The sequence below is a fragment of the Bacillus sp. EB01 genome, from assembly GCF_000613125.1.
In the GTDB taxonomy this organism is placed as follows: Bacteria; Bacillota; Bacilli; order Bacillales; family Cytobacillaceae; genus Bacillus_D.
This window is the reverse complement of sequence record NZ_HG964497.1, coordinates 640,505-660,040: the sequence shown is the minus strand read 5'-3', so window position 1 is coordinate 660,040 and position 19,536 is coordinate 640,505. Positions and strand designations below refer to the sequence as shown.

At 42.8% G+C, this 19,536-nt stretch carries 15 protein-coding genes and 1 riboswitch; of the genes, 10 read left to right on the top strand and 5 right to left on the bottom strand.

Annotated elements, in window-relative coordinates; all coding sequences use genetic code 11:
* Positions 1 to 39 precede the first annotated feature (39 nt).
* The 5 genes from TY16_RS02935 (at position 40) to TY16_RS02915 (ending at position 6,683) form a co-directional block, all read left to right on the top strand.
* Positions 40 to 3,126, top strand: coding sequence for an efflux RND transporter permease subunit (locus TY16_RS02935; protein WP_043930240.1), 3,087 nt, complete (start codon positions 40 to 42; stop codon positions 3,124 to 3,126).
* 213 nt (positions 3,127 to 3,339) lie between these two features.
* Positions 3,340 to 3,524, top strand: a riboswitch (Lysine riboswitch).
* A gap of 138 nt (positions 3,525 to 3,662) precedes the next feature.
* Positions 3,663 to 4,466, top strand: coding sequence for a transporter substrate-binding domain-containing protein (locus tag TY16_RS02930; protein ID WP_442853241.1), 804 nt, complete (start codon positions 3,663 to 3,665; stop codon positions 4,464 to 4,466).
* A gap of 58 nt (positions 4,467 to 4,524) precedes the next feature.
* Positions 4,525 to 5,295: an amino acid ABC transporter permease gene (locus tag TY16_RS02925; protein WP_043930237.1), complete on the top strand. Its 771-nt coding sequence runs from the start codon at positions 4,525 to 4,527 to the stop codon at positions 5,293 to 5,295.
* Positions 5,296 to 5,305: 10 nt separating this feature from the next.
* Complete coding sequence (locus tag TY16_RS02920) at positions 5,306 to 6,046, top strand: amino acid ABC transporter ATP-binding protein (protein ID WP_043930236.1); 741 nt, start codon at positions 5,306 to 5,308, stop codon at positions 6,044 to 6,046.
* A gap of 118 nt (positions 6,047 to 6,164) precedes the next feature.
* Positions 6,165 to 6,683: a DUF2179 domain-containing protein gene (locus tag TY16_RS02915; RefSeq protein ID WP_043930234.1), complete on the top strand. Its 519-nt coding sequence runs from the start codon at positions 6,165 to 6,167 to the stop codon at positions 6,681 to 6,683.
* A gap of 426 nt (positions 6,684 to 7,109) precedes the next feature.
* Here the strand turns inward: TY16_RS02915 and TY16_RS02905 are convergent, their stop codons facing one another.
* The 5 genes from TY16_RS02905 to atoD all read right to left on the bottom strand — a co-directional run bounded on the left by TY16_RS02905 (position 7,110) and on the right by atoD (position 11,956).
* Complete coding sequence (locus tag TY16_RS02905) at positions 7,110 to 7,619, bottom strand: hypothetical protein (RefSeq protein WP_043930232.1); 510 nt, start codon at positions 7,617 to 7,619, stop codon at positions 7,110 to 7,112.
* Positions 7,620 to 7,909: 290 nt separating this feature from the next.
* Positions 7,910 to 9,232, bottom strand: coding sequence for a TIGR00366 family protein (locus TY16_RS02900; RefSeq protein ID WP_043930231.1), 1,323 nt, complete (start codon positions 9,230 to 9,232; stop codon positions 7,910 to 7,912).
* Between the two features lie 169 nt (positions 9,233 to 9,401).
* A complete protein-coding gene (locus TY16_RS02895; protein ID WP_043930230.1) occupies positions 9,402 to 10,592 on the bottom strand; it encodes an acetyl-CoA C-acetyltransferase in 1,191 nt (396 codons plus the stop codon).
* Positions 10,593 to 10,643: 51 nt separating this feature from the next.
* Positions 10,644 to 11,297 (bottom strand): 3-oxoacid CoA-transferase subunit B, encoded by a 654-nt coding sequence (locus TY16_RS02890; protein ID WP_269320269.1) that lies wholly within the window; start codon positions 11,295 to 11,297, stop codon positions 10,644 to 10,646.
* Positions 11,297 to 11,956 (bottom strand): acetate CoA-transferase subunit alpha, encoded by a 660-nt coding sequence (gene atoD / locus TY16_RS02885; protein WP_043930229.1) that lies wholly within the window; start codon positions 11,954 to 11,956, stop codon positions 11,297 to 11,299. Before atoD ends, TY16_RS02890 begins: the two co-directional genes overlap by 1 nt.
* Before the next feature lie 336 nt (positions 11,957 to 12,292).
* Between atoD and atoS the strand changes: the two genes are divergently transcribed.
* The 5 genes from atoS (at position 12,293) to TY16_RS02860 (ending at position 19,195) form a co-directional block, all read left to right on the top strand.
* Positions 12,293 to 14,140: a two-component system sensor histidine kinase AtoS gene (gene atoS / locus TY16_RS02880; protein WP_043930228.1), complete on the top strand. Its 1,848-nt coding sequence runs from the start codon at positions 12,293 to 12,295 to the stop codon at positions 14,138 to 14,140.
* A complete protein-coding gene (locus TY16_RS02875; protein WP_043930226.1) occupies positions 14,127 to 15,539 on the top strand; it encodes a sigma-54-dependent Fis family transcriptional regulator in 1,413 nt (470 codons plus the stop codon). Before atoS ends, TY16_RS02875 begins: the two co-directional genes overlap by 14 nt.
* Before the next feature lie 176 nt (positions 15,540 to 15,715).
* The gene (locus TY16_RS02870) at positions 15,716 to 16,990 is read left to right on the top strand and encodes an NCS2 family permease (protein WP_043930225.1); all 1,275 of its coding nucleotides are present in this window, start codon (positions 15,716 to 15,718) and stop codon (positions 16,988 to 16,990) included.
* Positions 16,991 to 17,405: 415 nt separating this feature from the next.
* The gene (locus TY16_RS02865; RefSeq protein WP_043934457.1) at positions 17,406 to 18,575 is read left to right on the top strand and encodes a ParM/StbA family protein; all 1,170 of its coding nucleotides are present in this window, start codon (positions 17,406 to 17,408) and stop codon (positions 18,573 to 18,575) included.
* A gap of 8 nt (positions 18,576 to 18,583) precedes the next feature.
* Positions 18,584 to 19,195: a hypothetical protein gene (locus TY16_RS02860; RefSeq protein ID WP_043930223.1), complete on the top strand. Its 612-nt coding sequence runs from the start codon at positions 18,584 to 18,586 to the stop codon at positions 19,193 to 19,195.
* Positions 19,196 to 19,536: the final 341 nt, after the last annotated feature.

Here is a 19,536-nt window from a genome sequence, read left to right as displayed (position 1 = left end):
TAAATGGGTAAGTTAAGTCAATAAAGGGCAGGTGTCATAGTGAAAGGTTTGGTAAATTTTGTATTGAAGAATAAATTGGCTGTATGGCTATTAACCATTATCGTAACGGTATCAGGGATTTATTCTGGCACACGTATGAATATGGAGACGATACCTGATGTAACCATTCCGTATCTGATGGTAATGGATGTATACCCAGGTGCTACTCCTGAAAAGGTTATGGAGGATATCTCCATGCCGATAGAACGAGCTGTCGAAGGGCTTGAGGATGTAAAGGCGGTTTATTCCAATTCATATTCCAATATGTCCAATATCCAGATTGAATATGAATATGGGATAGATATGGCAGAAGCGAAAAGGGCGCTTGAGTCAGCGCTTGATGCAGTTGAACTCCCAGAAGGAGCTCAGGAGCCTCAAATAACTGCATTAAGCATGAATATGATGCCAGTTGTTGCATTGAGTGTCAGCAGCACCGAGGAAGATATAGTTGAACTCACCTCAACTGTTGAAGAAATCCTGCTTCCAAAAATTGAGAAGCTGGATGGAGTCGGTTCCGCAACTATCACCGGTCAGCATATTGAAGAAGTAGAGTTGACTTATGACGAAGCAAAGCTTGAACAGTTTGGTTTAACCCAGGATAAAGTGAAGGAGATCATTCAGGCGAGTAATCTGGCTGTTTCGCTTGGGTTGTATGAATTTAAAGAGGGCGAACAGGCAGTTGCAGTTGATGGGAAGTTCATGACTGAAGATGAACTAAAGAACATGCTTATTCCGGTTACACCATCACAGGAAAATCCGGCACCGTTTGTTAAGCTTAGTGAAATTGCTAAGGTTGAAACAGTTGGAAAAGTAAAATCTGTTTCCCGGACCAATGGCGACGATGCCATCGCGATTCAGATTGTCAAAGAACAGCAAGCGAACACAGTCGATGTAGTTAATAGTGTGAAAGATTTGGTTGAGGAAGAAAAAAGTAAAATTGAAGGCATTGTCATTGATGTATCCCTTGACCAGGGTAAACCAATAGAAGAATCTGTTTTTACAATGATTGAAAAAGCAGTCTTCGGAGGATTGATTGCGGTATTAATCATTCTTCTGTTCCTTAGAGACTTTAAGTCAACAATCATCTCTATCATTTCTATTCCGGTTTCAATATTCATGGCGTTGGTCCTGTTGAACTGGATGGATATTACGCTTAACATCATGACCCTCGGTGCGGTAACAGTCGCAATTGGACGTGTCATAGATGACTCGATAGTGGTAGTGGAAAATATATACCGAAGGCTGCATCTGAAGGATGAGAAACTTACTGGAAGGGCATTGATCCGCGAAGCGACCATTGAAATGTTCAAACCAATCATGTCATCGACTTTGGTCACTGTGGCAGTGTTCGCGCCGCTTATCTTTGTTGGCGGTATGGTTGGCGAGCTATTTGCTCCGTTTGCTCTGACTATGACATTCGCACTTGGTGCGTCATTGCTTGTTGCGATTACAATCGTACCTGTTCTGTCCCATACTTTGTTTAAAAAGAAGCTATATGGCGAGAAGACTGAAAAGAGCCATAAAGAAGCTGGCAGGTTAGCAAACTGGTATAAGGGGGTACTCAATAAATCCCTTAACCACAAAATCATCACCTCTCTCATTGCAATTGTATTGCTGGCAGGAAGTATCGCCCTGACACCGTTGATTGGCTTCAGCTTCCTAGGCAGTGAGGAAGAAAAGGTTATGTATTTGACGTATACGCCAAAGACAGGCGAACTAAAAGATGAGACACTTAAAAATGTCGAGGCGGTAGAAGAAAAGCTTCTGCAGCGAGAAGATATTGATATCCTGCAGGTTTCCATCAATGAAGAGGGCGACCCGATGGCCGCTATGATGGGCGGAGGCGCTGGTGGTGCTCTGATGTATCTCATTTTTGATCCGGAAATGGACAATTTCCCTGAGGTACGTGAAGAAGTTGAAGAATATGTAACAAACATCGGCCAGTCCGGCGAGTGGAAGAGCCAAAACTTTACAACTATGTCACTGGCTGCGGATGAAGTAAGCTACACCTTCTATAGTGAGGATCTTGATAAGCTAAATGAATCTGTCAAGAAGGTGGAGGCTATCATGAATGACAATGATAGCCTGGAGGATGTTTCCTCTACCGCTGAAGATGCATATGTTGAATATACATTTAATGTACAGCAAGATGAATTGCTTCAAAAATATGGCTTAACCGCCGGCCAAATTATCATGATGCTCAATCCGATGGGCGCTAAGGAAGTCCTGACTACGATTGAAAAGGATGGAACTTCACTTGATGTAGTCGTCCAGCAGAAACAGGCACTTAAGCCTAAATCAATTGATGAAATGTTGGCTACTCCAGTGCCGACTGCTATGGGCACAACCATGCCCCTCTCTGAATTGGTGACTGTCGAAGAGGGAACAACCTTGAATACACTTGCACGAAGCAAGGGTGATTACTACGCAACCGTGTCAGGCACGGCTATTGGAAAAGACATCTCAAAGGTAACCTCCGAGGTTCAAGAGGAAATCGACAATCTTGAGCTTCCTAAGGGTGTTACGGTCGGTGTTGCCGGAGTTCAGGCGGATATGAATGAAACCTTCACACAGCTTGGAGTCGCTATGCTGGCAGCCATTGCGATCGTTTATTTCATCCTTGTCGTTACATTCCGTGAAGGCCTGGCGCCATTTGCAATTCTTTTCTCCTTGCCATTCACTGTTATCGGTTCATTCGTCGGCTTGCTTATTGCTGGTGAAACCATATCGGTGTCTGTCATGATGGGACTGTTGATGCTGATTGGTATTGTAGTTACAAATGCCATTGTATTGGTCGACCGGATCATTCATATGGAACGAGATGGGCTGACCATGCGCGAGGCTATTCTTGAAGCAGGCTCAACTAGGCTGCGTCCAATCCTTATGACGGCGATTGCAACAATCGGTGCACTTATCCCACTTGCAATTGGCCAGGGTGGCGGAGGCCTAATTTCAAAAGGGTTGGCAATTACCGTTATTGGTGGTTTGACAAGTTCAACCTTGCTTACGTTAATTATTGTGCCGATTGTCTATGAAGTCCTATCGAAGCTGTTTAAAAAGAACCGTAGAGAAGAAGAGGAAAACTAAATGGTATTTTAGGGACAAAAACGACATGTTTATGAAAATATGATTGATAGAAAGCCAAGCGTTTAGGTATGCAATACCTGGACGCCTGGCTTTTTTTATTGTTATGTTACATCTGCTGAAAGTATTGAATGAAATGGAAAAAGCAGGTTGTTGACAGGAATGTTTTTATAGTATAGCCTTAGGAATATAATTTAATAGTAACCTCACTTTTAATAGTGAGGTAGAGGCGCGGTATTTAACAGTCCATAGTGGAGTTTGAGAAGGCAATGATGCTATGGAGAAGGAAATGTCGCCGAAGTGGGTATTATTTCTCAATAATGCTTGCTGGGTCTGCAGTGAATAATTGCAGGACTGTCTCGGTGAACTCCCAAGTTCACCTGAGTTGTGCTATCTCATTCGGGATAAAGAGAGGGAATCTGTGCTTGCGTACATATATGTGCGGCCTGAGTCTATCTCAGGCCGCTTTTTGTGTTCTGCGGCACCAAAAATGGAGGAGAAAAGTTGTGAACAAGAAATTATCTATTATTCTAACACTCATGCTGTCTGCGATACTTTTACTGGCAGGCTGTGGCTCCAGCGAGAGCACCGGCTCCGGTAAATCGGATAAAGATACATTTAAAGTCGGTCTTGAAGCGGGGTATGCGCCATTCAACTGGACACAGACTGATGACTCAAATGGCGCAGTGAAAATTTCCGGTTCTGCTGAATATGCTGGCGGCTATGATGTTGAAATCGCAAAAAAGATTGCTGATGGCCTTGGCAAGGAACTTGTTATTGTTAAAACCGAATGGGATGGGCTGGTACCAGCTCTGACTTCTGGCAAAATAGACGCCATTATCGCAGGTATGTCGCCTACTGCAGAACGAAAAAAGACAATTGATTTTACAGATAACTATTATAAGTCAGACCTAGTTATGGTAGTTAAAAAGGGCAGCAAATATGAAAATGCAACTTCCATTCAGGATTTCAGCGGTGCTAAGGTTACTGCCCAATTAAATACCTTCCACTATTCGGTCATCGACCAAATTGACGGAGTAAAGAAACAAACGGCTATGGATAATTTCCCTGCAATGAGGGTTGCTCTTGAATCAGGTATAATCGATGGTTATGTATCTGAACGTCCAGAAGCAGTCAGTGCTTCTTCAGCAAACAGCAATTATGTCATGGTTGAATTTGAAGAAGGTTTCAAAACTTCCGAGGATGATACTGCAATTGCAGCCGGATTAGAAAAAGGCAGCGATTTGACTGATAAAATAAATGAAATCCTAAGTGGAATATCAGAGGAAGAACGGACTTCTATTATGGACGAAGCCATTAAAAACCAGCCAGCTGCTAAGTAAAATGCAATTATAAAACCGGCTGAAACCAGCCGGTTTTATGATGGGAAGGAGAAGCTACATGAGTATTGAATGGATTATTAGAATCATCTCTGATTATTGGCCGATGTTCCTTCGTGGTGCAGGAATGACACTCCTAATAGCATTGGTAGGCACAATTGTTGGGTCGCTAATCGGCCTTCTGGCAGGGGTTGTCCGAACTATCCCAATGCCAGACAGAGGATCAAAACGGATCCTTTTAAAAACTGTTAATATTATTCTCTCAATTTATATTGAATTTTTCCGGGGTACACCGATGATTGTCCAGGCAATGGTCATTTATTATGGATCAGCAATGGCCTTTAACATAGATTTGAACGTCCTGGTTGCGGCATTGATCATTGTATCCATTAATACAGGAGCCTATATGGCGGAAATCGTCCGTGGCGGTATCATTTCAATTGATAAGGGACAATTTGAAGCAGCCCAGGCCATCGGGATGAATCATTTCCAGACGATGATGAATGTTGTCCTCCCGCAAACTATACGGAATATTCTTCCGGCCACAGGCAATGAATTTGTTATTAATATTAAGGACACCTCAGTTTTGAATGTCATTTCGGTTACTGAGTTATTTTTCCAAACAAAATCAATTGCAGGCAATAATTTCAGGTATTTTGAATCCTTCTTTGTGGCTAGTTTGCTTTACCTGGTCATGACATTTACAGTCACAAGGATTTTGCGATATATTGAACGGAGAATGGATGGCCCGGATAATTACTCGATTATGATGGGTAATCAAATGCAAGTTGAAACCCCTGATGATATTGCCAAGAAAACGAGAAGAAACTAGGGGGAGAACGATGGAAACAATCATTGATATTCGACATTTAAGTAAATCATTTGGAGCGCATGAAGTCCTAAAGGATATTAACTTCTCGGTTGGTAAAGGGGAAGTCGTCACGATTATCGGGTCTTCCGGTTCAGGAAAATCAACCCTCCTTCGCTGTGTCAATCTTTTGGAGATGCCAAGCGGTGGGGAAATCAATTATAAGGGTGAGAATATTCTTGATGAAAAACATGACCTGGCTTTGTATCGGGCAAGGCTTGGCATGGTTTTCCAGCAATTCAATTTATTTAACAACCATAATGTGCTAAACAATTGCACTGTCGGCCAGGTGAAGGTTCTTAAGAGGACCAAAGAGGAAGCCGAAGAAATTGCCTTGAAGTATTTAAAGGTTGTTGGCATGGACCGCTTTATTAATGCGAAACCGAGCCAGTTATCAGGTGGACAGAAGCAGCGTGTGGCTATAGCAAGGGCCTTATCAATGGAACCGGACGTCATGCTCTTTGATGAGCCAACCTCCGCACTGGACCCAGAAATGGTTGGGGAAGTCCTTAAGGTTATGAAAGAACTTGCCGAATCGGGTCTGACCATGCTAATCGTTACCCATGAAATGGGCTTTGCTCGTGAAGTATCGGACCGGGTGGTATTCATGGATAAAGGTGTCATTGCTGAAGAAGGGCATCCGGAACAAATCTTTACCAACCCAACACAAGAACGGACAAAAGAGTTCCTAAAGCGGACATTAAGCCAATACTAGGTACTTTAGAGGGAGAGGGCCAATTAAGGTTCTCTTTCTTTATATTGTTTACTAAAAGAAGAAAAGGGAAGGAATAATTAGGACGAAATAATTTATTTTTTATACAGGGAGTTTTAATATGAGCCCAATGAGCATGATTGTTACCATTATTGTTATTAATGTTGTGTATGTTTCTCTGTTTACAGTTCGCTTGATGTTTGTAATGAAAGGACAAAAAGTCCTAGCTTCACTCTTAAGCGTAGTCGAAGTTTTCGTTTATCTAATTGGATTAAATATAGTCCTTGAAAATATCGACAAAACATATAACCTCGTTGCCTACTGTTTAGGCTGGGGAAGTGGTGTTTATCTAGGAAGCAAGATAGAGGAATGGCTTGCGTTGGGCTACATAACCGTCCAAATCATTATTAATAAAGAGGAAATGAATGTACCTACTATACTAAGAGATAAGGGATTTGGGGTTACCAGCTGGGTGGCTGATGGCAGGGATGGCAACAGAATTGTTATGCAGGTGCTTGCCAAGCGATCAAATGAAAAGAAGCTGATGGATACCATCCACAAAATTGCTCCTTCAGCCTTCGTTATATCGTATGAACCACGCTACTTCAAAGGCGGATTTTGGACGAAGAGACTTCCATAAGGTACTAATAGTTTAATCAAATTCAATTGATCTTAAGGGAAAAGGGTCGGGCGAATGCCCGGCCCTTTTCTTTTAAAAAAGTCTACATATCAGCGGGAAAAATACTTTTTTGATCGAGGCGGGAAAACACCGTCTGTAAGGCACCATTCCCAAAATGGCCAACCTATTACTTGGCCAATCAAGCCCTGCACAAGGAATCCCGGTTTTAGAGATTCTGGAAGACATGTTACAGGATAGGAGTAGCCTGTCTGTAAATCGGATAGTAAAAAGACTGAATGTATTGAAGCAGAAACTTCAAATAAGCCGGGAAATGTAATGTAATAGGAGTCAAACCTTTGTTTGTCCTCTTCTAATGCTTGAGTAAAATCCAGTTGCCCTGAAAGTACACCTGGATAAGCTTGTCTAATCATCTGGTTCAATATGGATTCACTTAGGGAAAGCATGCAGAATTTCATTGGTGAGGGTTTCAATTGTGGTTTCGATTTGTGTCTTTTCTTTTTTGTCAATCCACTTGGCAAACTTTCTTAGTTCTATTAGAAAAACAAAATGTTCCTGCTCTTTTTCACTGATGTGAATGCATTTCGGCCAATAGGCAGCAATCAATTCTTCCCAAAATGACTGGTCGCATTCTTTCCATGAGTTTGGGCAGTTTTCTTTAAGACAATCTTCAATAAATTGATTGAGAATTAGGGTAAATTCCTTCCTGTTGGGGTCATTTGGTTTGCGGAATTGCCAGGTATTCAAGTCATTTCTGTAAAATTTAATTGGACCTCGGTTCCTCATTTGAAACTGTTTGGCAATTAGAAGTTTTATCACTTCCTCACGTTCTTTTGGGTAGATAATTTCTTGAGTATAGGATGTGTTATGCCACCCTTTTGTGCAGCAATAATCGGTTGGTTGTCCACTCCCACACGCGCAAAAAGTAAGTTTCTTCATTCATTCGCCCTCTTTCGATTGGTTTTTTAAAATGAGAAATGGATGGAAATTTGGTAAAGAAGATGTCACTATTTATATACATTTATTGGAGGAAATAAGCAGATGCAGAATAAACCATTTTGAGAACATTTAATGAATTTTTCTTTAAAACTGTAGAATAAGTTCTATCAACCTAAACAGATTTGCCAGAACGTTACGAACCTAAGAGGCGGCAATGTTGTCCTATCAAAAGCAAAATAAATAAGATGGGGTACTAGGGCTGAAAGCCTTAGTACCCCATCTTTGGGTTTTTAGAAGAAATATAATCCAACGATAAAGATAATCCCTGAATAGAGGAGCGCTGTTATACAGAAGCCCATGATATCGCGTGCCTTTAGGCCAGCAATTGCAAGGGCAGGAAGAGCCCAGAAAGGCTGTGCCATGTTCATCCAGGCTTCACCATAAGCAATGGCCATTGCGGCTTTACCCATGTCCGCTCCTAGAGCTTCTGCAGCAGGCATTACGAATGGACCTTGTACAACCCAGTGTCCGCCACCTGATGGAACAGCAAGGTTAATCAAACCTGAGCTTAAGAATGTCAGGATAGGGAACGTATGCTCATTTGAAATATTTATAAAGAATTCGGTGATCAGCCCGCCAAGGCCAGAAGCCTCCATCATCAGCTGGATACCAGCATAGAATGGGAACTGGGCAATGATGCCTGCAGTACCAGCCGCAGCTGCTTTAACTGCACGCATATAAGACATTGGTGTACCGTGCAGGATGATACCAAGGACGATGAAGATCAGGTTGACGATATTGATATCGATTTTGAAACCATTTTTGTTGAAGTAAAAAACAATATACGCAAGGCCAAGGGCGCCGATGATATAGGCAAGGATTTTGCTTTCTTCCATTTTTTCAGCAATAGATGCATTTGGAGGAAGCTTACGAGCTGTTGACGGCTCTTCTTTTAACAACTCTGGGTCAACGGCTACAATTTCGCTCTCAGGGCGCATCATCATTTTAGTAAGGAATGGCAAAGTGATTAATAGGGTCAACGTTATGAAAATGTTATAAGGAGTTAATAGTGTTTCAGAAATAGGAATCAGGCCTGAAATTTTTTCCATAGGGTTTCCTGGTGTTGCAGCAACGAGAGGAACCGAGCCGGAAAGCCCGCCGTGCCAGGTAAGGAACCCGATATAAGCACTTGCGATTAAAAGGCGATAATCTGATTTTGGTACCCTGCGGGCAACCTCACGCGCAAACAGTGCACCGACGACAAGCCCGAAGCCCCAGTTGATAATGCTACAGAATGCTGCCATGAAGGTTACAAGCATAACCCCCTGTGCTGGAGTTTTCGCAACAGATGCGATATTTCCCATCCACCTGCGCAATAGCGGTGAACTTGCCATTGCGTGTCCGGATACCACGACAAGTGCCATCTGCATGGCAAATGCCAATAGTCCCCAGAAGCCATCACCCCAGAATCCTACCATTTCAACAGGAGTAGTATCCGTTAAGCCGACGCCAAGCAAAAAGGTGAGAATAGTTAGAATCATGGCAAAAACAAGCGGGTCTGGCAAATACTTATCTACCATTTTCGTAAAGAATTTTGATATTGAGGCAACCATTTATATCCTCCGTTCAGGTATGTGTTTTTGTCATAAGGATGTACATACCTTTGTTCACTTACGAACAAAGGTATGCATGTATAGCCAATCCTAGCAGCGTGCAGGCTCTCCCATGTGTCACAAGCGCTTAGGGTCTCGTGCCAATCGGGAAGGCTCGCAACAAAATGATCTAGTTTTCCATTTCTACAATGGTTGAAACACCCATGCCGCCGCCGATGCAGAGGGTAGCCAGACCATAACGGGAGCCACGGCGCTTCATTTCATGAAGAAGGGTAACAAGAATACGGGCGCCGCTTGCTCCGATTGGGTGGCCAAGGGCAACCGCACCGCCATTAACATTCAATTTTTCATTTGGAATTTCAAGGTCGCGCCCAACTGCAAGTGATTGTGCAGCAAATGCTTCGTTTGCTTCAACAAGGTCGATATCATTGATGGTGAGATTCGCTTTTTCAAGTGCTTTCCGAGTTGCTGGAACCGGTCCGATACCCATGATTGAAGGATCAACGCCGCCAGCACCGTTGGCTTTGATAATAGCCATTGGCCTAATGCCAAGTTCTTCTGCCTTTTCACGGCTCATCAGAACGAGTGCAGCCGCACCGTCATTAATTCCGGATGCGTTACCTGCAGTAACTGAACCATCCTTTTTGAAGGCCGCCTTCAGTTTTCCTAGCTTGTCGGCAGTTACGCCGGCACGAGGGAATTCATCTGTGTCAAAAACTATAGGCTCGCCTTTGCGCTGCGGGATTTCGACTGGTACAATCTCATCCTTGAATTTTCCTTCTTTGATGGCTGCTTCGGCTTTCTGCTGGCTCCATGCGGAAAACTCATCCTGCTGTTCCCTGGTTAAGCCATATTTCTCAACAATATTTTCAGCGGTAATGCCCATATGATAGTGATTCATTGCACATTCAAGGCCATCCTTGATCATGCTATCATAGATTGTTGCATCTCCCATGCGGTAGCCGGTGCGTCCTTTTGAAAGAAGGTATGGGGCTAGGCTCATGTTTTCCATTCCGCCAGCAACGACAATCTGTGCTTCGCCGGTCTGGATGGCCTGTGTTGCAAGATGAACTGCTTTTAAACCAGATCCGCAAAGCTTATTAATGGCCATCGAAGGCACTTCAATAGGAATGCCTGCTTTAAGGGCAGCCTGGCGGGCAGGGCCTTGTCCGAGTCCTGCCTGAAGGACATTACCCATAATGACTTCTTCAACTTGTCCGGGTTCTAGGCCGGCACGTTTTACAGCTTCTTTAATAACGATGGCACCAAGGTCAGTAGCCGGAGTGTTGCTCAAAGTTCCCATAAAAGTGCCGATAGCTGTCCTAACAGCACTTGCAATAACAACGTCACGCATATTCAATTCCTCCTGATAAATTAGTAGATTGCTGGTTTAAGCCCCCCGCAGGAACCATTAATTGGCGAATTTTTCGCCAAGGGTGAATTCTGCTTCCGTTTTTTCTTTAACAGTATCAAGTGTGACCCCGTCCATAAGTTCTTCTAGTACAAGCCCGTAATCTGTTACACGGAAGACTGCGAGCTCAGTAACGATTACATCAACTACACCCTTGCCTGTTAGTGGCAATGTGCATTCTTTAAGAATTTTAGAGCCGCCTTTTTTGTTACAGTGTTCCATTGCGACAATAACTTTCTTGGCACCTGTCACTAAGTCCATAGCGCCGCCCATGCCTGGAACCATTTTGCCTGGAACCATCCAGTTGGCAATGTTCCCATTTTGGTCGACCTCAAGGCCGCCAAGAACAGTTACATCGACATGTCCGCCGCGGATCAATTCGAATGAGAAAAGGCTGTCAAAAAAAGCTCCTCCAGGAATGATACCCGCTGGCTGGCCGCCTGCGTTAACCAAGTCAGGATCAATATCACGATTGACTGGCCCAAGTCCGATATAGCCATTTTCTGATTGAAGAATAACTTCAACGTTTTCAGGCAAGTAGTTCGGAACCATGGTTGGAAGCCCGATTCCAAGGTTGACGACATCGCCATTTTTCATTTCTTTTGCTACACGCGCTGCAATGATTTGCTTTGGAGTCATTTCAGTTTGTGCCATTACAATTCCCTCCCTGAAACCAAAATTTTATCTACAAGGATACCCGGGGTGACGACTTCATCCGGATCAATTTCACCTATTTCAACAAGCTTTTCGACCTGAACAATAACAAGGTCGGCTGCCAGTGCCATCAAGGGGTTGAAGTTACGGGCAGAGCGATGGTAAACAAGGTTCCCTGCTTTGTCTGCCTTATAAGCTTTCAGGATGGCGACATCTGCGCGGAGAGGCATTTCCAGCAAGTATTCGCGGCCATCCACAGCCAGTTTTTGCTTACCTTCTTCAACAACGGTACCAACACCAGTAGGAGTAAGTACTCCGCCAAGGCCAGAGCCTCCTGCACGGACACGTTCTGCAAGTGTTCCTTGTGGAACAAGTTCAACCTCGGTTTCTCCAGCTATCATTTGCCTTCCTGTTTCTGGGTTTGTCCCAATGTGGGAAGCGATGATTTTCCTAAAACGTTTGTTGACGACAAGCGGTCCAACGCCTGTTTCTACAAATGCAGTGTCATTGCAAATCAGGGTAAGATCCTTTACGCCTGATTCCAAAATGCCGGCAACCAATCTTTCAGGGGTCCCAACTCCCATAAAACCGCCTGCCATGATGGTCATGTTATCCTTGAATAAAGCAGGGATTTCTTCAGTAGTAATAACCTTGCTCATTCGAGCACCTCCAAAAAGTAATAGATATATAAAGTTTTAATGTGCTTACATCTTTCTATAATGCAGGAACCATGCCAACTTTTAAAAAAGCCAAAAATAATTTTAAAACCCTTGATTTGAAGCTGCTTTTATAGCAGGGGATCTTAAATTCTGAGTAATGTAGTAAAAGGGAAAGCGTTTACTTTTTGCATAGAGTGACTACTTTTTTCACACTTTTCACATTTTTGTCACCAGAAAAATGCGCAGCATTTGTCGATAGATGTCAATTTGTAACGTTTTTTACAATCTTTTTTTATTTGAAACGGTAAAATAGGTAGTAAGAAAGGATGTTAGTCTATGAAAAATAACTCCAGCGGCAATCTTAGGAAGAAAATGATTATTGTTACAATTTGTTTTGTCGCTATCCCCATCCTTGTATCAGGGTTTATAACAAAGACTATTGCTGAGAGAGCTCTTTTGGAGGAGAAGGAGAAAAAGTTGTTTGGCATTACATCCATGCTGGACCAATATCTTCAACATGATTTCGAGGCTATTTTGCAAAAGGAAGGCACCCTGTCAGCCGATAAGGAAACAAAAATTAGCGTTCTGAATGAGAGTTTAAGAGAATTCACCGATGATCTTGCCAAGGCAAACCCGGGGATTGGGGTCGGCTACTACGTTCGCGGGCTTGATGCAATTGTTACCTATGGTCCGAGTGAGGAATATGGGGATATCGTCGGAAAAGACATAGAGGAAGAACATCCGGGCCGCGAAGTCATGCTTACCGGTGAAAAGCAAGTAGAAATAGGAAAGCAGGTCAGGGGGCAAATCATGAATGCAATGCTCCCGCTTATCCGTGATGGCAAGGTAATTGGCTACGTGTGGGCGAATGAACTGACCCGGGATGTTGAAAACCAGCTGTACAAGATGGATAGAATCATCTTTCTGTGTTTTGGGCTAGGGGTTCTGGCGGTCATCCTGCTACTGGTTAATTTTTGGAACAGTCTGCTGGTTGATATAAATGCTGTCAAACAGGGTTTACAACAAATGAAATTTGATTTAAAAAGAAGAATTACTGTAAGGGGGGAAATTGGTGAAATTGCCGATGCCGTCAATGGCATGGCGGCTTCTATCCTCCATGCAAGAACATTAAATGAAAATGTCATGGACAGCATGGTTGATGGCATCATTACCGTAAATACAGAGGGCAATATTACATTCATGAATAAAGCAGCCATGCATCTTACCGGTGTAGAATTGGAGGAAGTGATCAACAGGCCTTACACAAAGAGCATGATTCATGGCGTCGAGTTCTCAAGCCTTCTAATGGAGACGCTCCAGACTGGGAAAACCTATATTGGAATTGAAATGAATTATCCTGCAAATGGGAAAAACCTGTATATCAGTTCAAGTACATCCCGGCTACAGGATAGCGATGGCAAGTTTATTGGTGCAATTGTGACCTTCAAGGATATTTGCGAGAAGAAGCGGCTGGAGCAGCAAGTATACAGGGCAGATCGTCTCGCCGCACTTGGTGAAATGATGGCTGCGGTCGCCCATGAAATCCGTAATCCGTTAACAGCGATTAAAAGCCTGGTCCAGTATTTGCAGGAAGGCAGCACGGAGGAAGAACGACAGGAGTTCCATCCGCTTATTATCAAGGAAGTGGACAGAGCCAATAAAATTGTCCATGAGCTTCTGTATTTTTCTCGGTCAGCCGATGCGAATTTCCTGAAAGTCAATGTTAATGACTTAATCAGACAGACAATAGTCCTTGTTAAGAATGTATCCAAGCACAAAACTAGTTTCAATCTTGATTTACAGGATTGGATTCCAGAGGCCGAAATTGATCCTGAACAATTCAAGCAGGTGTTTTTGAACATCCTCATCAACTCGGCCCAGGCGATGGATGGACCCGGGGAAATTACAGTTGAATCAGATTATGACTCGACCAAAGGGAAAATCAGCATTGTTTTTTCTGATACCGGTCCGGGCATAGAAGAAGAACAAATCAGTAAAGTATTCGATCCATTTTATACGACCAAGAAAGAAGGGACTGGCATCGGCCTAGCGGTAGTCCAACGAATCATTTCAGCGCATAATGGAGAGATTTTTATGGAAAACATTCTTTCCGGCGGGTTGAAGGCAACTATCATTATTCCGATAAACTATTCAATTAGGGGTGAAAAGAGTGAGAAGCAATAAGACAATCCTGATTGTAGATGATGAAGCTAGCGTCCGGACCGTTTTGAAGGCTTTGCTAAAACGGGAAGGGTATGAGGTGGAAACTGCTTCTGACGGCGAGGAGGCAATTGCGAAGGCAAAGGCTCTGCACCCAGCCTTGGTAATCATGGATATACGCATGCCGAATAAGGACGGGATGGAAGCCTTCCAGGAAATTCGTGAATTTGATAAGGATATAAATGTGATTATGATGACGGCGTTTGCAGCAGTCGAAACCGCTGTTGGGGCAATGAGAAACGGTGCTTACGATTATATAATCAAGCCCTTTAATAATGATGAGGTTAAAATTCTGGTCAAACGAGCCCTTCAGGTCCAGAATCTGAAGGAAGAGGTACAGGTGCTGCATCGTGAGTTGAGTAATAACTACCGTTTAGATAAGCTGCTGACCAACAGCCCCAAAATGATGCAGCTTTATAAGGTGATTGGGAAAGTTGCCCAGACCAACGCCTCGGTCCTTATTACCGGGGAGAGCGGAACCGGTAAAGAGCTTGCCGCGAATACAATCCATTATAATAGCCAGCGAATGAAAGGTCCTTTTATTAAAATAAACTGCGGAGCCCTGCCTGAGGGCCTTTTGGAAAGTGAATTGTTCGGACATGAAAAAGGTGCTTTCACGGGTGCTGTGCAACGGAAACCGGGACGGTTCGAGCTTGCCGAAGGGGGCACCATATTCCTTGATGAAATTGGTGAGGTATCTCAGGCGCTTCAGGTTAAGCTTCTGAGAGTGCTTCAGGAACATGAGTTTGAACGGGTTGGGGGCACCCAAACAATCAAAGCGGACTTCAGGGTGATAGCCGCGACGAACCGGAACCTGTTGAGCATGATTGAAAATGGAGAATTTAGGGAAGACCTTTATTACCGGCTTAATGTTGTTCCGCTTGAGATTCCGCCGCTAAGGGAAAGGAAGGAAGATATCAAGCTCCTTGCCAATTTCTTTTTGCAAAAGTTTTCCCAGGAAAACAATAAAGAGATTGTCACATTTGATGAGGACGCATTAAAGCTTCTTAAGGAGTATACATGGCCGGGAAATGTCCGTGAATTATCCAATATCGTCGAAAGAGCTGTCATCATGAGCACAGGTTCGATCATTTTTCCCGAGGATATTTTCATTAACCAAGAGGTGTTTCACCAAAAACGGAAAACCATCGAAACAACCCATGTGACAAGCAATGAGGTTGAGACTTTGCCGCTTCGCCTCGCCGATGGGCAATCCTTAAAGGATCTGATTAAGCAAGTGGAACATGTAATAATTCAAAATAAACTGACCGAAAACCATGGCAATAAAATGCAGACAGCCAAAGACCTTGGCATCAGCAGGCGAGCACTTCTTTATAAAATTCAGGAGTATGAAATTGAATAATCCAAACATAGGCGGCAATCCTTAGCCGCCTGTTTTTTATTTTGGCAGAATGGGGAAATCTATAAAGTATATTATTCCTTTTACAGTGGGCTTTGGTATAATGGGCAAGGTGTCTTTTAAAAGGCACTGGAGTAAGCGTTTGGCCACAAGCGCTTTTTTGTAGAGGTGGAATTGTAATGAATCAATTATTCAATATCGACTCGGCGAATTCGACTATTCGGACCGAGATACTTGCCGGCCTTACTACGTTTATGACGGTTGCCTATATTATCGTTGTTAACGGGGCAATCTTAAGTCAGGCAGGGATGCCCTATGAGGCTGTCACGATTGCAACGGTCATCTGTAGCTTTGTTGGCTGTATGCTTATGGCACTGTGGGCAAATTCACCTCTGGTTCTTGTACCGGGAATGGGTGATAATGCCTTTTTTGTTTTCACACTAGTGTTTGCCTTCGGACTGACATGGCAACAGTCCCTCGCAGCCGTATTGATCGCCGGAATTGTTTTTGCCGTTGCTGCGGTGACAAAAGGAGCAGCATGGCTGTCACGCTCAATCCCGCAATCGATGATCCATTCCATGACGGCGGGCATTGGTCTTTTTATCGCTTTTCTCGGTCTTAAAAACGGGGGAGTCATCGTTGCGAATGAAGGCACATTTGTGGCGCTGGGGAATCTTGGCGACCCGCATGCTCTAACAACCCTGCTAACATTGGCGATTTTGCTTCCTCTTTTCTTAAAGAATATAAAAGGCAATTTCCTGTTAGGGATAATTGCCGGGACTGTAATTGGCGGGCTGCTGGGCATTGTCGATTTTTCTGTTCTGGGTGATTTTAGCCTTTCGTTCAGTGGGTATGAGTCAATCTTTTTAGCATTTGATTTTAGCGAAATTGGGACCGTTAATTTTTGGACCGCTGTATTCTCGTTATCGATGGTTATTATTTTTCAAAATATGGGCGCTCAGCTCGGAATGCTTCCGGATAAAACGAAATTTAAAAGGTCATTCCAGGCAAATGCCTTCTCCGTCATTGGTGCGGGCCTGTTCGGGTCCAGCCCGATCACAACGGCAGCTGAGTCGGCAACAGGGATTGCAGCAGGAGGAAGGACTGGGTTGACTTCTTTTACTACCGGGATTTTATTCATTCCAGCCCTTTTTCTAATCCCGCTGTTCAAGGTAATTCCTAACGAGGCGATTGCGCCTGTTCTAATCATTGTCGGCTGCCTGATGGCGCAAAGCTTGAAGCAAATCCCGTTCGACGACATAACAGATGCATTTCCTGCTTATTTAATGCTGGTCATTATGCCACTTACTTTTAGCATTGCGAATGGGCTAGCATTCGGTTTCATCGCCTATCCGCTTGTAAAGCTAGTTACCGGCAGAAAAAATGAAATCTCTACAGCGATGTATGTGATTGCTTTCTTCTTTTTGCTTTACTTTATATTTGGAGCGATATAGTAAACCCGATTCAACTGTTGTTGGAAATAATAGAATATAACAGCAAACAAATGGCTCCGGTAATGTAACGGAACCATTTGTTTTTTTTTCGGAAAAAATTGCAACTTGACCGGGATAGGACCACGATTATCTTTGTTTACAAATTTGTATATTTGTTTGCGAATATGTATACAAAAGTACACAAAAATGTTTGCAAGTATACAAAGTCGTATGCAAGCCGTCAGATAGCCATGTATACAACCTTGTGTATTTTGTTTACAATTTTGTTTGCAAAAAACAGAAGTTTACATGAAGTTTACAGGTTTACATTCTTGTTTCGATTTTCTCAAAACCATTGAACTCAAATCAAAATAACTATACTCTTAAATAGTAACTCAGTTTTCATAGGAATCTTAAAATGAAAGGGAATGAAAAAATGTCTAAAACAAGAATTGCAGCAGTTGATGTTGGTAATGATTCAATAAAAGCTATTTTTGGAGAGTTGGAGCACGAATTAAATATTCCTAATATTATTGCCAGAGATACAGAAGACCGGCCAGTAATCGGAATAGAGGAGCTGGATAGCAAAAATCCGCTTGAAGGAATCCATGTAAGGGTGCATTCCCCCGCTTTGAAGGAAAATAACGCTATTTATCGTGTTGGAGCCTTGGCGACAAAAAGTAATAATGCTACAGAACTTGACCCAGGAAGCAGCAAATCAGAAGAAGACCAGACGCTGGTCATGCTCTTTACAACATTAGCTTTGGATGCGGTCAGAGAGCAAAGTAATTTCCCGCGGGTGAAAAATGTGGTTGATGCCAACTATACTCTAGGTACAGGGCTTCCTCTTCGCGAAGTAAAAGAAGGCAAGGATGCCGGATACCGTTCGAAATTGGCAGGTTCAGTCCATCAGGTAGAATTCCTTGTGACGCCAAAGTACCAGGGAATAAAAGTAAATATAAAATTCGATGAAATCAAAGTGTATCCAGAAGGATTTGCGGCATACATAAACTTAGTGATGGACAATGATTTAAAAATCATTAATAAGGATTTAATTGATAAAAGAATTATCATCCAAGATATTGGTGGATTGTCTACAGATATCGCTGTAATTAGGAACAGAAACGTCGATGATGATAAGGCACAAGGATTTAATTTGGGTGTTTCCGAATCACTTGAGACGATTAGAGAAGAAATCAGGAGCAAGCACGGCGTCGAATTGGATAGCCGGAGGGATGTAGTGGACATCATTACAAAGAAAAACGACCGGAACCATATTATGGTCAAGGGAAGCAGGACAAGCGTTCATGACATTACTGATCGAATCCTACTTGACTTAGCCAAAAAACAATACCGTCTATTAAGGAATGTATGGCAGAAAAATTCCCAAACAGAAATCTGCTATTTCGTGGGTGGCGGTGCAAATGTTTTGAAGGAATATATTAAAACATTAAACAATAATCTGGATGGCTATAATATTGATTTTTTTGAGGATGAAAAAGAGAGTATCTGGATGATGGCAAATGCCTACTATAAACTAATCACTGATTATTCTCGAAAGGCAGAGAAGCAAAAACCAGCTCCTAAAGAACCTGTTAAAGGCTAAGGTGCATGATGAATAAATCAAACATAGGCGAGATTAAGAGAGGCCAGACACTATCTTTTCGCATTCCTTCAGATACGCCGGACCATCTGTTAAAGCATCTGCAGAAGTTAAAACAAACCGAACGCAGGAACTTTTCAAGCAAGATAGCGGATTTTGTGCTGGATGGAGTAGGAAAATCCTCAGCCAGGGAAAGGGAGACGATTACGATTCCTCTCCCTCATCAATTAAGCAAGTCGCAGCGGGATTGGTTAAAGCATGAGCATTCCGAAGCATTGCTTGGAAACATTATTTATCAGCTCTTAACCGACCCGGTCAGAGCTACTGCCCTGCTTGCTTCAATGAACAGCAAATCCCTTGATATCGATGAAGCTTTATATTTGCAGGAGAACAGTGATTTGTTCCCCCCTCGCGATGAAATTATTCATCAAAGCTCATTGGATACAAATATGGATGAAGCTGTGGCCTCCCGTGAATTAGATGATATGGATGATGATTTAGATTCTTTTGACTGGGAGTCGGCTAAGCTAAATGCAGATCAAGTTAGTGAAGAACCTGAGGAAGAAACAGAGGAGGATCTGGGAGATTTATTAGGAGACTTCCTGGCAAAAATGAATAGGTAGATTAACGATCCAAAACAAACATCCTGGGCTTTGGAATATCCATAATTACTGGGATAAAGCCAAGAGTGTGACTGGATAGGCTTTAGTAATCAACGGTGGATTACAGTTCAATAAATAAATATATATATATAGAAAACCTGAAGGCTGATTAGGAGGCAACTACTCCTATCAGCCTTTTTTATTTTATGCATTTTATTGAAAGTGAGATTAGCAGAAGCTCATTTCTTAAAATAGGGAAGAATATCATTGATAGTTTGATGACCTTGGTTTTATCAAGGTCATTTTTTAGGCTTATTTTGATTAGAAGTTTTAGTTTACTTATTGATATTGGCAAGAAGTGA

Excerpts from the sequence above, each read along its gene's own strand:
- TY16_RS02865 (WP_043934457.1), top strand. The coding sequence starts at position 17,406 with ATGTCTAAAACAAGAATTGCAGCAGTTGATGTTGGTAATGATTCAATA.
- atoD (WP_043930229.1), bottom strand. The coding sequence starts at position 11,956 with ATGAGCAAGGTTATTACTACTGAAGAAATCCCTGCTTTATTCAAGGAT.
- TY16_RS02860 (WP_043930223.1), top strand. The coding sequence starts at position 18,584 with ATGAATAAATCAAACATAGGCGAGATTAAGAGAGGCCAGACACTATCT.
- TY16_RS02930 (WP_442853241.1), top strand. The coding sequence starts at position 3,663 with ATGCTGTCTGCGATACTTTTACTGGCAGGCTGTGGCTCCAGCGAGAGC.
- TY16_RS02915 (WP_043930234.1), top strand. The coding sequence starts at position 6,165 with ATGAGCCCAATGAGCATGATTGTTACCATTATTGTTATTAATGTTGTG.
- atoS (WP_043930228.1), top strand. The coding sequence starts at position 12,293 with ATGAAAAATAACTCCAGCGGCAATCTTAGGAAGAAAATGATTATTGTT.
- TY16_RS02900 (WP_043930231.1), bottom strand. The coding sequence starts at position 9,232 with ATGGTTGCCTCAATATCAAAATTCTTTACGAAAATGGTAGATAAGTAT.
- TY16_RS02905 (WP_043930232.1), bottom strand. The coding sequence starts at position 7,619 with ATGAAGAAACTTACTTTTTGCGCGTGTGGGAGTGGACAACCAACCGAT.
- TY16_RS02890 (WP_269320269.1), bottom strand. The coding sequence starts at position 11,297 with ATGGCACAAACTGAAATGACTCCAAAGCAAATCATTGCAGCGCGTGTA.
- TY16_RS02920 (WP_043930236.1), top strand. The coding sequence starts at position 5,306 with ATGGAAACAATCATTGATATTCGACATTTAAGTAAATCATTTGGAGCG.
- TY16_RS02870 (WP_043930225.1), top strand. The coding sequence starts at position 15,716 with ATGAATCAATTATTCAATATCGACTCGGCGAATTCGACTATTCGGACC.
- TY16_RS02925 (WP_043930237.1), top strand. The coding sequence starts at position 4,525 with ATGAGTATTGAATGGATTATTAGAATCATCTCTGATTATTGGCCGATG.